The following is a 16,369-nucleotide window of genomic DNA, read 5'->3' on the forward strand; positions in this document are numbered from 1 at the left end:
TACAACTCTGCTATGAATGGCTTTCGGAGAAAAGAGGAGTATTTGAATGCACGTTATTTCATGGCTATCACTCGCCTGGTGCGTGGTTCCCGTGGTGTTGATTGCCATCGTCTATGCTCGCTGGTCTGGTAAAGCCTCTGAAGTGTTGCTATCTGCTGCCCGGATGACGCTACAGTTGATTGCAGTGGGTTACGTACTGGTAGCTCTGTTTGAAAATCCATCTCCCTGGATTACAGCTGTGGTGTTGGTAATGATGGTTTGTATTGCCAGTTGGATTGCGCTTCGTCCGGTGGGACATCAACGCAGCTATTTTAAGCCAGCAATAATAGCACTGGCCAGTTCTGCCGGATTACATCTGTTCATCTCTCTGGTGTTAGTGATCGGTGTGGAATCCTGGTATGAGCCACGTATCGTTATTCCGTTGGCCGGTATGTATTTTGCCAACACAATGAATGCTATTAGTCTGGCAACTGAACGTTACCAGGCAGAGCTTGAGGAAGGGAAATCGGAGCCTGAAGCCAGGCTTAAGGCCTTTCAGGCGTCGATGATTCCTCAGATTAACAGCCTGCTGGCCGTAGGCTTAGTCTCTTTGCCGGGAATGATGACTGGGCAGATACTATCCGGAGTATCGCCACTGGTTGCTGTGCGTTATCAGATCATGATTATGGCTATGGTGTTGGGTTCAGGTGGCTGTGGCGCAGCATTGATGCTTTGGCAGCTGGGGCGGGTTTATCAGGTAAAAAGTAACGATGGCGATAAAAGAGAGAGTCGTTGATGAGTCAGCGTACAGTGTTATCTACGGTTTTGTTTACGGTCTTTGCTCTGCTGGCCTTTGCGGGTAACTCTGTCCTTTGTCGTCTGGCTCTGGGGGAGCAAAGTATTGATGCAGGTAGCTTTACCGTTATCCGTTTACTCTCAGGTATTGTGGTGTTATCGCTGCTGTGGCTTTTGCAGCAGTCGCATAAGGCGAAATGCTCTGATGGGCGGGGTAGTTGGCGGGCTGCTGTTATGTTGTTTATATATGCTCTGGCCTTTTCATATGCCTATCTCAGTCTGGATACCGGTACAGGTGCATTGATCTTATTTGGCGCAGTGCAGATAACCATGATTCTGGTTAGTCTGTTTAAGGGAAACCGGCTACTGTGGATTGAATGGCTGGGGTTGCTTCTGGCGTTCAGTGGCTTTGTTTATTTATTAGCGCCGGTGATCAGCACCCCCGGATTGTGGGGTTCTATATTGATGACCGCGGCAGGTATCGCCTGGGGAGGGTATACCTTAATGGGGCGTGGGTCTGAAAACCCACTGTCTGATACTCATTTTAATTTTTTCAGAACCTTGCCCTTTGTTGCGGTTACACTGGTTTTAATTCTGCTTGCCGGCGATATTAACCTGACAACTAAGGGGGTTCTGTTGGCTATTTTGTCCGGGGCTTTAGCTTCGGGAGTTGGTTATGCCGTCTGGTATCAAGCCCTGGGTGGGTTATCTGCAATACAGGCTGCAGTGCTACAACTTCTGGTACCTGTAATTGCCGGGTTTGGCGGAGTAGTGTTTACCGATGAAGTTATCTCTATCCGGTTGATGATCGCTTCTTTATTAGTGCTGGGGGGGATATTGCTGGTGGTTACAGGTCGTTATTATCTGCTTCAGCGTCGAGTAAATCAGGTATGATTATGTCTTTTTGCGTACTTATAATGCGAACTACGCGAGCGGGTACATTTTAGTTAAATTGGAATTTGATTATGGATACACAGCTGTTTCTGACCTTTTTGATAGCGATATCGTTACTGACCCTGACACCAGGAGTCGATACGATGGTGACTATTCGTAATAGTGCCCGGGGCGGCTGGAAAGATGGTTTTGCTACCAGCACTGGGATCTGTAGCGGTTTGTTTCTTCATGCGGCTGTTTCAGCGTTGGGGATATCGGTTATCTTGCTGCAATCAGCTTATGCTTTTCAAATTCTGAAGCTGATCGGTGCGGGATACCTGGTCTGGCTGGGATTGAGCAGCTTGCGTGCATTATTCAAAGGACAAGGGATCTTCACCCTACCAGAGGCCAAAGAAAGTGGGTTTCTGCTTAAGCGCTCGTTTCGGGAAGGGTTTCTTTCGAATGCTCTGAACCCTAAAACGGCCTTGTTTTATATGGCCTTTTTACCTCAGTTTATCGATCCCACCGGTTCTGCTCTTATTCAATCGTTAGGGTTAGCAGCAGTTCATTTTTGCATCGCAATGTTGTGGCAATGTACGCTGGCGTTGGCGGTTAACCGGGCGCGCCAGTGGCTTCAGCGACCATTTGTCAGCCGAGGCATTAATGGGGTTTGTGGAGGAGTACTGGTTTATCTGGGTGCACGGCTGGCCCTGGCTGAAAACTAGAAGCAGAGGAGTAGGCAAGTGCAGATTGAAGAACTTTTTGGCATCAACTTGCCGTTGATTCAGGCGCCGATGGCGGGTGCTCAGGATGCCGCGTTGGCGATTGCGGTGTCTGAAGCGGGTGGGTTGGGGTCTTTACCTTGTGCCATGCTTACGCCGGATCAGCTCAGAGCAGAATTAGAGAACATTCGTGCGATTACAAATAACCCTGTAAATCTTAATTTCTTTTCTCATACGATGCCTGCTTCTGATACACACCTGGAACAGCAATGGCGGGCATGTCTGCAGCCCTATTATCAGCAATATGGTATTGATCCTGAGAAGATTACCTCAGGTGCAACTCGAATCCCCTTTGACTATAGGATGGCTGAGGTACTGGAGGAACATCGTCCGGCTGTAGTGAGTTTTCATTTCGGGTTGCCGAAATCTGATTTGCTTCAGCGTGTGCGCGACTGTGGTTGTAAAATCCTATCTAGCGCAACCACTGTCGCCGAAGCCCGTTGGCTGGAACAGCAGGGGGTGGATGGCATCATCGCCCAGGGGTTGGAAGCCGGCGGTCACCGGGGTTTTTTCCTGAACGCGGACCTGAATACTCAGTTAGGAACGATGGCGCTGGTACCACAGATTATTGCTGCTACGGACCTGCCTGTTATCGCTGCGGGTGGGATTGCGGATAGAGCGGGGATAAAGGCTGCGCTGTCGATGGGTGCCGCTGGCGTGCAGTTAGGTACGGCATTCCTGTTGTGTGACGAGTCTCGTATCAGCAAAGTCCATCGTCAGGCATTACAAGATGTTGAAAGCCCGACAGCACTGACAAATCTATTCTCAGGCGGGCCCGCCCGGGGAGTTGTAAACAGAGTGATGGCGGACTTAGGGGCGATGGCAGAGGCCCCGCCGCCATTCCCTTTGGCTACCAGTGCTATTGCTCCATTGCGGACAATCGCTGAACAGCAGGGCGTTGGCGATTTCTCTCCTCTCTGGAGCGGTCAAAATCGCACCGGTTGCCGATCAGTTTCAGCGGCTTCGTTGATAAGTAGCTTATTTGAAGGTCTGGAGCAGGGATAAATTCTAAACAGGGGTTGATATATTGTGACTCACCCCCAGATTAGAAATAATTCACTAATTTAGGCCTCTGTCAGCAGTGCTGTTAACGTCTTATCCTACTGAGGTCTGAACCATGCAAATTGCTGACAATAAAATTGTCCTGATTCACTACACCCTGACTAATCTCGATGACGAAGTAATGGACTCATCTGACGGTGGCGAGCCACTGGCATACCTTCACGGTAAAGGAAATATCGTTCCAGGTCTGGAAAAAGAGTTGCTGGGTAAGCAAGCTGGGGACAAGGTTAATGTTGAGGTTTCTCCTGAAGAGGGCTACGGCGAGTTAAACGAAGAGCTAATACAAGAAGTGGATCGTGCGGCGTTTGAAGGTGTTGAAGCCATTGAAGTAGGCATGCGCTTTATGGCACAGACCGCCTGGGGACAGCAGCCAGTCGTTGTCACCGCAGTAACGGAAGAGAGTGTTATTGTTGATGGTAATCATCCACTGGCCGATCAGACTTTAAAGTTTGATGTTGAGGTGGTTGAAGTACGTGATGCTTCTGAAGAGGAACTGGAGCATGGTCATGCGCATGGTGCCGGTGGCCACCATCATTGATTAGTTGATTTTGTATAATAAAAAAGGCGCTTAGCGCCTTTTTTTGTTTGTCCTGTGTACTAACATTTTTGATCTCGCTGCATATATACTTGAGCGATAGACCCAGTATCCTCCAGTGAGTGCCGATGAGAGAGCCGATTGAATCCGCTATAACAGAAATATCCAAAGTACTATATGGCAAACAGGAACAGGTAAAACTGGCCCTGACCTGTATCTTCAGTCAGGGACACTTATTGATTGAAGACCTGCCGGGAATGGGTAAAACGACATTGGCCCATGCGTTAGCTAAAGTACTGGGATTAGATTATCAGCGTTTACAGTTTACCAGCGATATGCTGCCGGCAGATATTTTAGGCGTCAGCATCTTTGAACCATCCAATAATTGTTTCCGGTTTCATCCAGGCCCTGTTTTTACGCAGTTGTTACTGGCCGATGAAGTCAATCGTACAACCCCTAAAACTCAGTCAGCACTGCTTGAAGCGATGGAAGAGGCCAGGGTTAGTATTGATGGACAGACATATCCGTTACCTCAGCCTTTTTTTGTTATCGCGACACAGAACCCGGTGACACAGCAGGGAACGTTTCCGCTCCCGGAATCTCAGCTAGATCGCTTTCTGATGCGGATCGAATTAGGTTATCCAGACGTTCTGGCTGAACGGGAATTGTTGAAAGGTGGCGACCCCCGTGACCGACTCAGAGAGCTTTCTCCTATTATCTCCGATCTGGAGCTAAAGCGAATTACTGCTGACTGTGCTGCCGTTAAAGTATCGGACAGTATTCTTGATTATCTTCAACGTCTTATCGCCCATAGCCGTCAGGCGCCTGAATTCAGTTTTGGTATATCCCCGCGTGGTGCGTTGGCGCTACTCAGTGCCAGTCGCAGTTGGGCTTATATCGAAGGCCGGGATTATGTGATTCCGGAAGACTTACAACAGCTTCTGGGGCCGATTACCGGGCACCGGTTGCGAGCGGCGGAGGATATTGGTGGTTTTGGTGCGAACGCTTTGGTTCAACAGATGCTGAGTCAGGTGGATGTGGTAGCCTGAGGGCCGTTTATGATCAGAACTGATATACGAACGGGGCTGGGGGCTTTTCGGCAACGCTTGAGGCGAGGGTTCTTAGACTGGAGCCTGCGCCGTAGTCCTCGACTAAAGCAGCTTACGCTAAGTCAGCGACGTATCTACATTTTACCTTCACGGGCCGGTTTCGTGTTCCTGTTATTGTTGCTGGTTATGCTGTTACTGGCGATTAACTACCAGAATAATCTGATGTTTGCAGCGACTTTCCTGCTTGGGAGTGTATTTGTCGTGGCTATTTTACACACCTACGCAAATCTTTCAGGTATCCGTATTCAGTTTGCTCGTGCACACGCCTGCTTCACAGGAGAGCAGATCGCTTTTGATCTAGTCTTATCTGCTAACGGCACTCGTCAATATGAAAGTATTCAACTGCGTCTGGCTGAAGGAGCTGGTTGTGCTGTTGATCTGCTTGAACAGCGACAGGTAAGTATTAGCCTGTATCAACCGACTCATTATCGTGGTCCTCTGCGGGCGTCGCCGATGTTGATTGAAACCTTTTATCCACTGGGTCTTTTCCGAGCCTGGACCTGGTTGCAAGCAGACCTGCAGGCTTTGGTTTACCCGCGCCCCGTGGCAGGAGGGGCTTTGCCTGATCTCACTGGATCTGGATCAGGTGAACAGGCTCTGACGCGTTCTACCGAGCACTCAGGCGGTGAAGAGTTTGCGGGGTTAGAACAATATCAGCCCGGTATGTCGCTGAAGCGGGTTGCCTGGAAAAATTATGCCCGTGGTCAGGGAATGTATGCAAAACACTTTGTTGAGTTGGGTGATAACCAACGATGGTTAAGCTGGCAGTTCTGGCCTGAACTGGAGCGGGAAGCCCGCTTATCAAGGCTTACCTGGTGGGCTTTACAGTTACACCGACGGGGGGAAAAATATGGTTTGCTGTTGCCGGGTATAGAAATTTCTCCTGACAGAGGCGAGGTGCACCGGGTTCAGGTACTTGAAGCGCTGGCCTGTTTCGGTCTGGATACCGATATAGGTAGCACGGAGCAGCACCCGTGAAGCCTTTGTTTCAGCTGACGCGTAGCAGTATGGTTTGGTTGCTGATCAGCATTTTACTGGTGACCATTCCGTTTGTTTCTGTGCTGCCGGGTTGGCTGTATCTGTTAGCTTTTCTGACGGTGGGGTGGCGGCTGATGGTACACAGCGGCCGCTGGAACTTCCCTCACTGGAGCGTCCGCTTTGGCTTATTATTAGCGGTGGTGGTTGGCCTATTGATTGAGTTGCGAAGCGGTTCTGTGATGGCAGTGACCGTGGGCTTGCTTGTGTCTGCTTTTCTGCTAAAACTGACAGAGATGTACCATCGGCGAGATGCTTTAGTGGTGTTATATGTAGCTTTCCTGTTGACCGCCTGTAGTTTTCTGTTTCATCAGTCGATTCCCATGGCGCTCTATGCATTGTTGTGTTTAATCGTGGTTACCGCTTGCCTGAACACTGTCTATCGCAGCCAGCAGAATAGCGATATTTGGCGCCCTCTAAAGCATGCCTTCACACTCTACATGCAGGCGTTGCCGATAATGTTGGTGTTGTTTCTGATTTTTCCCAGAATAGGGCCTTTGTGGCAGGTAGATATGAATACCGGTCAGAGCTTTACGGGGTTGTCTGACTCAATGTCACCGGGGGATGTCAGCCAGCTTACCCGCTCAGCTGAGGTCGCTTTCAGGGCCCGCTTTGAGGGGCCATCACCCTCGGAAAATCAACGCTACTGGCGAGGGCTGACGTATGACCGCTTCGATGGTCGTCGCTGGACTCGTTCTGATCAAAAAATGACAACGCTTCCTGATCCAGAGATCTCTATCAGTGGGCAGGCGTATCGTTATCAGATCGTGATGGAGGCGACAGGTCAGCCCTGGCGCTATGGATTGGATATTCCGACGGATTATCCGGCTAACATTCGTCGTATCCCGGATCTGACTATAGTGGGCAATACACCGTTGATGCAAAGGGCGCAGTACCAATTGGTGTCTCAGTCTGGCCTGGTTCGTGAGCAATTGACGGGAGATCGTCACGCTCAGTATCTGCAACTGCCGCCGCAGAGTAATGAGCAGGCACGGCAACTGGCGTTGAAATGGAAAGCGGAGAGTGCAGGAACAAAAAACTATACCGACCGCTTGATGGCTTTCTTTGCCAGCGATTTTCGTTACACCCTTAAGCCCCCTAAGTTATTGACTGCTGACCCTGTTGATCAGTTTTTGTTCCAGACCCGACGTGGTTTTTGCGGACACTTTTCCAGTGCTGCGGTGTTTATGCTGCGTGCTGCGGGTATTCCTGCCAGAGTAGTGGGTGGATATCTTGGGGGGGAGTTGAATCCCCTGGATGATACATTCACTATCCGACAATATGAGGCTCATGCCTGGCTGGAGTATTGGGATATACAAGATCTAAGTTGGCACAGACTTGATCCTACCTCTGTGGTGGCGCCTATGCGGCTAGAACAGTCGGCGGAGCAGTTATTCCGCTCGGAACCCTCCTTTCTTGCTGACGCCCTGATGATGCGTAATGGTTTTTTGAGTGGCTCAGTGTTGAAGCAGCTAAGGCTTCGATATGAAGCGATGAACTACGGATGGCATCGCTGGGTGCTTAATTTTCATCAGCAACAGTCAGGTGTACTGCAACAGTTGTTAGGTGATATTTCAGTGGTCAAAATTCTATTATTGATTCTGGTACCTGGCAGTCTAGTGCTACTGCTGGTGGCGGCAAGTTTGCTTTTGCGTCAGGGGCCTCGTAAAGATCCTTTATTAAAAGCCCTCGAACGACTGGATAAAAGATTAGAACCTGCCGGGTTAGAGCGTCTTCGTGGTGAGACCGTCACTCAGTTTGCAATGCGATTATCTAACTCTTTTCCACCCCTTGCGCATGAGTTCAGAGAGTTGGCACGTTGTTACGAGCTTATTTGTTATGCCGAAAGCATTGATCCGGATCTGGAGCAACGCTTTAACACGCTTATTCGCCTCTGTTGCAAAGTAACACTGAAACCGGTCAACAGGAATAGAGATAATATCGGAGTTGATGGCATTAGATGAATCGTAACCGTAATGTTCCGGAATACACTCTGCGCCGAAGTGCAAGGCGTCGAACTATCGAAATTCAGGTCAGGCCGGACAGTATTAAAGTGCTGGCTCCGAGTCGGGTGAATCAAATTCGAATTGATAACTTTGTAGCTGAGAAAGCGCAGTGGATTCATGCTCGTCAGCGAGAGCTCCAAATGAGGCAGCCGACTCCGCCAATCGATACGGTGCTTGATCAGGGTAGCCAGATACTCTGGCTGGGGCATCGATACTGTCTTGAAGTGTCTGATGGTGAGGCGCAGACCCGCATGGTTATTCTGCCAGAGGGAATACGTCTGGAGCTCTCAAAACGTATACGAAAACCACGAATTGAGGCGATCTCTGAGCAGCTTGAACGTTGTTATAAAGAGCAGGCTTTGCTGTTCTTCCAGCAACGGGTGATTTTTTGGAGTGAGCAGACAGGAGCTACGCCGTCTAAGGTCGTTGTTCGTTATTACCGGCGTAAGTGGGGCTGCTGTAACAGCCGGGGTGTGGTGAGTTTTAACTGGTTATTGATGATGGCGCCGCTAACGATTATTGATTATGTCATCGTACATGAGCTTAGCCACTTGCGTGAGATGAATCACTCTTCTCGATTTTGGCTTGAGGTAGATAAATTTTATCCCGAGTGCCGCCAGGCGCAGACGTGGTTAAAGCTTAATGGTGGATCATTACAATGGCCGCCTGTTCAGGAAATAGCCGGGCATGAGCAGCCTTTTCCGGACAAAGGGTAGTAGGGCTTTTTAATGGTTACAGATGTGGATTTGTTAGACTTTAGTTCTATTCCTTGTGGATTTCCAAGAAATGGGTAGTGTTTTCCTGTTTATAAATGGATTTTTCATTTAAACAGTTATTTGAATGTGGCTAAAAAATAAAAATTAACAATAACTTAGAAGCGAACGAGTATGAGTCTTTACGATACGGTCGAACGGAATTTTTTTAACTCACTCACCCGTAAAATTATCGGTAATGTGCTGTTTTTACTTCTGCCTTCAGTGCTGTTTGCTGGCTTGATCTGGTATGGCATTGGTCAACTGGGCCAGATGGTTGAGCTAAAAGGAGGCTTGCCTGAGTTGCAATCGGCACTTGATCGCATCCTGTTTATGAGCTGGGTTTTATTTGGCTTTGCGATCGCAGCAGCGGTCTTTACTATCTTTTTTATGCGTCATATTTTCTTGCGACCGATTGGGAAGATGATTGATGTCCTGAGTGCAATCAAGGATAAAGATGGTGATATCTCAGCGACATTGCCTGACTTTACTCATGACGAAATATCGACCATGGCGTCGAGCTATAATGGTTTTTCTACCAGTCTGAAAAAAATTATCTCTGATACCCGTAACCATAGTGTGCGGGTCGCTTTGAGTGCGACTCAGTTGAGCAAAGTGCTGCAAGAAGTGCATAAGTCTACCAGTGATCAGGAAGAGCAGGCTCAGCAAGTATTAGTCTCGAGCCTTGAATCTACTACAGCGATCGAAGAGGTTGCTGGAAATACCCTTAGAATATCTGAATACACCAGTAACAATCTGAATGAGATCAGAACCTCAAGCGACGAACTGGAAAAGGTGTTAGGTCAGGTTAGAAATATTAGTGAGTTGGCCCAGGGGTTTCAGGACACCGTTGAGAAGCTCAGTGCCAGCTCTGAAACAATTACTGAAATTCTATCGATGGTTAAACGTTTTTCAGATCAGACTAATCTGCTTGCTTTGAATGCTTCTATTGAAGCTGCGCGTGCGGGTGAGGCTGGACGAGGTTTTGCCGTGGTGGCCGATGAAGTAAGAAACCTTTCTCAGCAGGTACAGCTAGCGACTGCTGAAATTGATGAGAATATCTCGGTCATGGGAGAACTGGTTAAAGATACGAAAGTTAATTCTGCCAATATTCTTGAGTACACTCGCAACACCGAAGGTTTTATCGGCTCTACCAGTGAGCAATTTACACGCCTGGTACAAGATTTCGAAGGCGTTAATAATCAGTTAACGACGATTAGTTCAACCCTGGATGAGCTTTCCTATACCAATAAAGCATCGCATACCCATGTAGAGCGAATTGCGGGCATCAGTGGAGATATCCGCGATGAGATGGAGCGTTCGCGGGAGTTTTCGGGAGAGCTGGAAAGCGCTACAGAGGAAACACAGGAGCTGCTGTCACGCTTTATTATCGGCTATGGAAGTTTTGAAGAGATTATACAAGCGGGACGAGAGTGGTCTCGTCAGGTACAGGAAGCACTGGAAAAGCTGAATAGTCAGGGCTTTGATCTGTTTGATAAAAATTATAGACGCACAAACGATGGAAAGCTGCCTGAAAAGTTTGATGTTAGTTATGTCGATGCTTTTGAATCTCTCCTGCGGCCTATGTACGATAATTGTCTGAAAGAGAAACCTGATCTGATCTATGCTTTGGCTGTCAGCCTTGATGGCTATGCGCCAGCTCACCACCTGAAAGTGTCTGAGCCGATGACCGGTAACTTTGATGTTGATAATGTAAAGAGTCGTCATCGTCGATTCTTTACTGGTAATCGTGCTGAAATTCGACGTGTAACCAACACTGCGCCATTTCTTTTACAGACCTTTGTTCGTGATACAGGTGAGGTATTGAACGACCTTACGTTCCCCATCTATGTCAATGGTAAGCATTGGGGGGGATTTGCAGTTGGTTTCAAGCCGGAACTGTTGCTTGATAGTGAAAGGAACCACTGAGTTGCCATAACCCTTCATAGTCAGTGTTTTTATCTGATAAACCCGCAGTCTTTTGATGCGGGTTTTTTTATGCGTTGCTTAATTCAGAGCCGAATACTGTCCTGGATAGTCGTAAGGGGCTTAGCACTAAAGGTGTAATTATAATGCCAGTTATAGATAAGGTACTTTCGCTTTACGCCAACTTCTCCTTTACGTGTGGGGCTATAGAGAGGTTGGGTAGTAGCTACGTTTTTAGGAGTTAAACGGCGCTAAAGTTGCCTGTTGTCTGTTTTCTCTAGCCCCAATAATGCCCTTACTCACAAACATAACTTTCGATGAAGAATCAGAGGGCATAATGAATAATAAAAAACTGTGGCGCAGCATGCCGTTAGCCTTAGCTGTTGTACTGAGTAACAGTGCGATGGCTGAGATCAGCCTGTATGATCAGGATGGTACAACCTTTTCTGTAGATGGGCACTTCAATGCATTCTACACTTATCAGGACAGCGAAGATAAAGTCGCTGATACCAGTGTTAAAACATCACGTGTACGTATGGGTTTCCTGCCTAACTATATCGGCTTTAATGTTTCAAAGCAGATAGATGATTTGAAAGTGGGTGGGCGTTCATCTTTTTGGGTTTCTATCAATGATAGTAATCAGGATGGTGATGGCACTAAAACTGATTCAATGATTGACGTTCGTCAGTTTTACGCAACCGTAGACGGTGATTTTGGTCAGGTTCTGTTTGGTAAGGATTTTGGTCTTTACGGTCGCTCAAATATCTTTGGTGATGAATTGTTGATGGGTGTGGGTTTTGCTCCTGCTGCATCTTCTAATACAACCTTTGGTAACATTACTACGGGTTACCCTTATGCTAACCCAACGGCTCAGATCACTTACCGTTCACCGGTTATGAGTGGTTTGCAGGTTGCAGTGGGTGTTCTTGACCCTAACACGACCAGTACGACTGCAGCAGGCGATACTAACTCGGCCCGCTTTGAAACTGAAGCGACTTATACTGCAGATTATGATGGTGTTGCATTAAAGGCCTGGGTTGGTGGTGCAATTGGTGATTCTGTAACCTCTGGTGTTGACGCTAGCGGTATTTCGTATGGTGCACGCGTAGCAGCAGCCGGCTTTGCGTTGACAGCTTCCGGTTTTAATCAGGAAGGTATTAGCCATGTATTTGCCAGTAATACTTTGACAGATAGTGCTGAGTCAGAAGGGTACCTGGTACAGGGGTCATACTCTTTTGATGCTAATCGAGTGGTGCTGTCTTATGGTCAGACCGAGGCGACCGCTGCAGGAAGTTCTGTCACAAGTCAGGATGATCTGACAGGTATTGCTTTGTTCCATAAGGTTAATGACAACCTGGGTTTAGTTGCTGAGTATACGGTACATAAAACTGACAATGGGACCGTTGATCTTACTCAAACGGATACCTTTGCTCTGGGTGCAACACTGAGCTGGTAACAGCCTAGCCTGTTTTTTTAAACAGGATGCACCCAACTGGCAACCCCCTTCCTCTGTCAGCTTGGGTGCTTTTTGCTACTTTAGTACTGTGGCTAAAGTTTTTTTATTCAATTAAATCAATAAGCTGTGTCTATAGCTTGTTTCTATTACTACCCAGTAGGTACTCAAGTATACTATTTTCAATTGTCTATCCCTTTTAGACTCAAAGGTCATCTTATACTTGCGGGGTCATAGTTTTGACCATTGGATCATCTCAGAATATTTCTCAACCAGAGCTGCGCACTGCTTTTTCGTCCGATCGGGATGAAAGAGAAGCGGTTGAACAGCTATATCAACAATTAAACTGGCCTGAACTTGGTTTTGTTCTGTTTTTTTGTTCTGCAGAATATAACCTTGAAAAATTGGCTGATGCGGTACAAAAACGATTTCCGGATATATTGGTTGCGGGTTGTACAACCGCCGGAGAGATTACGGCGGAAGGTTACGATCAGGGCTCTGTTTCAGCAGTGGGTTTTTCCAGTGACGCTTTCGCCGCTAGTGGAGTACTGATTGAAAGTCTTGATAATTTTAATTTCAATGATGCACAGGGTGTGGTGCAAGAGCTCTCTGAACGCTGTATGGCGCAGCAGATAGCACCTATTAAAGATCACAGTTTTGCTCTGACATTATTCGACGGCCTGTCGACTCAGGAAGAGAAAGTATTGATTACCCTGGATTCTGCACTGGGTAGTATTCCTCATTTTGGTGGTTCAGCAGGCGACGATATCTGCCTTGCTAATACTCATGTTTACTTCAATGGCGCCTTTCATACGGATGCAGCCGTCATCATTCTTGTGAATACTAATTGCGAATTCAGAGTGTTCAGTGGGCATCACATGGACAGTAGAGAAAGTAAACTGGTGGTGACCGAAGCGGATAGCGATCAGCGACGTGTTCTGGAACTGAATGCTGAGCCTGCAGCGCTGGAATATGCGCGGGTGGTGGGTTTACCTTTGGAAGAGTTAAACCATCATGTGTTTGCGCTTAACCCCATTGCTGTGCGGATTGGCGAGGAATACTTTGTTCGTTCGATACAGAGTGTTAATGATGATCTGAGCCTGACTTTTTATTGCGCAGTTGAAAACGGCATTGTGCTTACCCTGATGCAACCAGGTGAAATGGCGCCTTTGCTCGATCAGCAGCTAACCCGAGAGGAGAACGCTCTGGGAGAGCACCTGTTGACCCTCGGGTGTGATTGTTTCTTACGGCGACTGGAGGCTGAGCTTAGAGGGGAGAGTGAGCGGATTTCTAATCTGATGCAGCGTCATAGGGTGGTTGGGTTTAATACTTATGGTGAGCAAGTTGATGGCATGCATGTTAACCAGACATTTACTGCGGTCGCGATCGGGAGAAAAACATGAGTGGTAAGGTGACGGTTCAATCCACCGAACCCGCTGATCGTATCGAAGCGTTAGAACGGGAAAATAAAAAGCTCCTGAAAATTAACAGAGTTCTGATTGAGCGGGTTGAAGTCAGTGCAACGACCCGTACAGACCCCTATGCTGCGTTCGAGCACTCGGTTGTTTTAGCTGAGCAGGTGCGTGAACGAACCGCGGCATTGAATGTCGCGCTGGGTGATCTTAAAACCAGTAATACTGCACTGAGTCAGGCCAAGCAGCAGGCTGAAGTTGCCCATCAGCGGTTAACCGATGGTATTGAGAGTATTTCTGACGCATTTGTGTTATTCGACAGTGATCGTCGTATTGTTTTGTATAACAGCAAATTTGAATCTGTTTGGGCGGGTATCGGCGTTGCTATAAAGCAGGGTTTAGGTATTCAGGAAATTCGGCTTTTGGCGGATCAGCATAAGTTGATTGCAGAGGAATATCGGGGTGATGAAACTGATAATTCAGTCTTTTATCGCCTCAATGATGGCCGTTGGTTTCAGGTTAGCGAGCGTGGAACGCTCGATGGCGGTTTAGTTATCCTCTATACCGATATTACCGAATTGAAACAGAATGAAACGGCCCGTCGGGAACGCGCGTTGGCTGATAAGTCCAGAGTGTTGCAAAATACGGTCGACAACCTTTCTCAGGGCGTTGTACTGATTAATGCCGAAGGGCGGCTTGAGGTATGGAATCAGCGCTTTCTCGAGCTGTCGGGCTTTACTGAAGCGGAATTGAGCACGCAACCGCTTTTTGGTGATCTTATCGCACAGTGTGAGTTAATTCTGTTAACGCCATTTAGCAATCACCATAGTAGTAATGGGACTATCGAGCTTGAACAGAGCTTACGAAATGGCCAGGTTATTGAAATTCGTACGCACCCCATCCCTGAAGGCGGATTTGTTAATACCTATACCGATATCACTGAACGACACCAGTATGCTGAGACTCTACGAGAAAGTGAGCAGTGGATACGTTTAATTACCGATCATGTTCCAGCGCTTATCGCTTATGTTGGCGATGATCTTCGCTATCAATTTACTAATAAAGTGTATGAAGACTGGTATGGCTGGTCCCGTGTAGCGTTGACCGGTAAAACGATTACCATGATTCACGGCGGCGAGCAGTTTGTGAAGCTTAAGCCGTATATTGATAAAGCACTGTCCGGTGAAAGTGTCACCTTTGAAATTGAGGAGAAAGATCCTCAGGGCGAGCCACGCTACATGCTCAAAGCCTATGTTCCTAACCTGGACGCAGAAGGTAAGGCGGTTGGATTCTTTGTTTTGATCCGGGATATTACTGAAAGGCGTAAGGGTGCTCAGGCGTTACAAGAGTCTTATCAGACGATGGAGCAGCGGGTTATTGAGCGAACGTCAGAACTGACGAAACTGAATGATCAACTGTGGCAGGAAATCACCGAGCGAAAGCAGGTTGAAGGGCGCCTGCTGGAAGCGAGTAAGCATGCTGAACAAGCGAATCTATCAAAAACAAAGTTTCTTGCAGCGGTAAGTCATGACCTGTTGCAGCCGTTAAACGCAGCACGCTTGTTTACCAGTGCATTACAGGAAAAGTCTGCGGTGCAAAGTGAGCGTCACCTGATCGACTCAGTGGGGACTTCACTAGATGATGTGGAATCACTGCTGAGTACTCTGGTGGATATTTCTAAGCTGGATGCTGGCGTAATTGAGCCGGATGTGACGGTTTTTCCGGTAAATAGTTTGCTTAACAATATTGCCAATGAGTACCAGCAAATTGCAGGTAGTGAGCAGTTAAAGCTGCGTTATGTTGCCAGTAGCGCCGTGATTTCATCTGACTCACAGTTATTAGCGCGGATTCTGAGAAACTTTCTGACCAATGCTATGCGGTATACCGATAGCGGCTCTGTGCTACTTGGCTGTCGGCGTAAACGACATAGTCTGGTGATTGAAGTGTGGGATACCGGTCGTGGTATTCCTGAAGAGAAGCTGGGTGATATTTTTCTTGAGTTCAAGCGCTTGCAAGGGAATCGTGACGAGAGTGATAAAGGTCTGGGGTTAGGGTTGGCTATTGTCGACAAGATTTCCCGCATGTTGGGGCACTGTATAAGTGTAAGTTCAACACCGGGCAAAGGTTCAATGTTCTCAGTCGAGGTGCCTCTTGCAGATGAAGGCCAGTATGCGCTGGAAGTGAAAACGCAGTATCAGCCTGTGGCAGATAATCAGCTTGAGGGCGCCTTAATCTGGTTAATCGACAATGATCCCGCTATCTGTAGAGGGATGCAGACGCTGCTGGAGGGCTGGGGTTGTCGTGTTCAGACCGTTCAGGACGAGGCTCAGTTACTGGATCTGTTACAGGGGCAGGAAGTGCCGCAGTTATTGATTGCTGATTATCATCTGGATGATGATAAGAACGGTCTGGATGCGGCGATTAATTTTAATCAGCGACTCAATAATTCAGTCCCCGTACTGATGATCACAGCAAACTATACCAATGAGCTTAAGCATATTATTCGTGAACAGGGATACTTGTTAATTAATAAGCCTGTGCGGCCTATGAAGCTTAAAATGACACTCAATCATCTACTGAAGTAATGAACCTGCATAGTGCAACTTAGTTGTTCAGATGTGTGTGCGGGTGCTGTTTTCTGCAGCGTTAG

The 16,369-nt window shown here is 47.7% G+C and carries 13 protein-coding genes; all 13 read left to right on the forward strand.

From position 1 onward, the window contains the following. Positions 1–46: 46 nt before the first annotated feature. The 13 genes from AMJAP_RS06700 to AMJAP_RS06760 all read left to right on the forward strand — a co-directional run bounded on the left by AMJAP_RS06700 (position 47) and on the right by AMJAP_RS06760 (position 16,304). The gene (locus tag AMJAP_RS06700) at positions 47–775 is read left to right on the forward strand and encodes an ABC transporter permease (RefSeq protein ID WP_019621479.1); all 729 of its coding nucleotides are present in this window, start codon (positions 47–49) and stop codon (positions 773–775) included. Next, complete coding sequence (locus tag AMJAP_RS06705; protein ID WP_019621480.1) at positions 775–1,668, forward strand: DMT family transporter; 894 nt, start codon at positions 775–777, stop codon at positions 1,666–1,668. The genes AMJAP_RS06700 and AMJAP_RS06705 overlap by 1 nt, the downstream gene beginning before the upstream one ends. Before the next feature lie 71 nt (positions 1,669–1,739). After that, positions 1,740–2,372: a LysE family translocator gene (locus AMJAP_RS06710; RefSeq protein WP_019621481.1), complete on the forward strand. Its 633-nt coding sequence runs from the start codon at positions 1,740–1,742 to the stop codon at positions 2,370–2,372. Between the two features lie 18 nt (positions 2,373–2,390). Next, positions 2,391–3,434: an NAD(P)H-dependent flavin oxidoreductase gene (locus AMJAP_RS06715; RefSeq protein ID WP_019621482.1), complete on the forward strand. Its 1,044-nt coding sequence runs from the start codon at positions 2,391–2,393 to the stop codon at positions 3,432–3,434. Between the two features lie 112 nt (positions 3,435–3,546). After that, the gene (locus tag AMJAP_RS06720; protein ID WP_019621483.1) at positions 3,547–4,029 is read left to right on the forward strand and encodes an FKBP-type peptidyl-prolyl cis-trans isomerase; all 483 of its coding nucleotides are present in this window, start codon (positions 3,547–3,549) and stop codon (positions 4,027–4,029) included. 125 nt (positions 4,030–4,154) lie between these two features. Beyond that, a complete protein-coding gene (locus tag AMJAP_RS06725; protein WP_019621484.1) occupies positions 4,155–5,075 on the forward strand; it encodes an AAA family ATPase in 921 nt (306 codons plus the stop codon). 9 nt (positions 5,076–5,084) lie between these two features. After that, positions 5,085–6,113, forward strand: coding sequence for a DUF58 domain-containing protein (locus AMJAP_RS06730; RefSeq protein WP_019621485.1), 1,029 nt, complete (start codon positions 5,085–5,087; stop codon positions 6,111–6,113). Next, complete coding sequence (locus AMJAP_RS06735; RefSeq protein ID WP_019621486.1) at positions 6,110–8,134, forward strand: transglutaminase TgpA family protein; 2,025 nt, start codon at positions 6,110–6,112, stop codon at positions 8,132–8,134. The genes AMJAP_RS06730 and AMJAP_RS06735 overlap by 4 nt, the downstream gene beginning before the upstream one ends. Further along, entirely contained in the window at positions 8,131–8,892 is a 762-nt protein-coding gene (locus AMJAP_RS06740) for a M48 family metallopeptidase (RefSeq protein WP_019621487.1), read from the forward strand. The genes AMJAP_RS06735 and AMJAP_RS06740 overlap by 4 nt, the downstream gene beginning before the upstream one ends. A gap of 171 nt (positions 8,893–9,063) precedes the next feature. Continuing rightward, a complete protein-coding gene (locus AMJAP_RS06745; protein WP_019621488.1) occupies positions 9,064–10,857 on the forward strand; it encodes a methyl-accepting chemotaxis protein in 1,794 nt (597 codons plus the stop codon). A gap of 334 nt (positions 10,858–11,191) precedes the next feature. Further along, positions 11,192–12,310, forward strand: a complete 1,119-nt coding sequence (locus tag AMJAP_RS06750; protein WP_019621489.1) for a porin — start codon at positions 11,192–11,194, stop codon at positions 12,308–12,310. 236 nt (positions 12,311–12,546) lie between these two features. Continuing rightward, positions 12,547–13,710, forward strand: a complete 1,164-nt coding sequence (gene nosP / locus AMJAP_RS06755; protein WP_201356422.1) for a nitric oxide-sensing protein NosP — start codon at positions 12,547–12,549, stop codon at positions 13,708–13,710. Further along, positions 13,707–16,304 carry a hybrid sensor histidine kinase/response regulator gene (locus AMJAP_RS06760; RefSeq protein WP_019621491.1) on the forward strand — a complete coding sequence of 866 codons (2,598 nt, stop codon included), beginning with the start codon at positions 13,707–13,709 and terminating at the stop codon, positions 16,302–16,304. Before nosP ends, AMJAP_RS06760 begins: the two co-directional genes overlap by 4 nt. Positions 16,305–16,369: the final 65 nt, after the last annotated feature.

It is taken from the genome of Amphritea japonica ATCC BAA-1530 (assembly GCF_016592435.1).
Taxonomy (GTDB): domain Bacteria; phylum Pseudomonadota; class Gammaproteobacteria; order Pseudomonadales; family Balneatricaceae; genus Amphritea; species Amphritea japonica.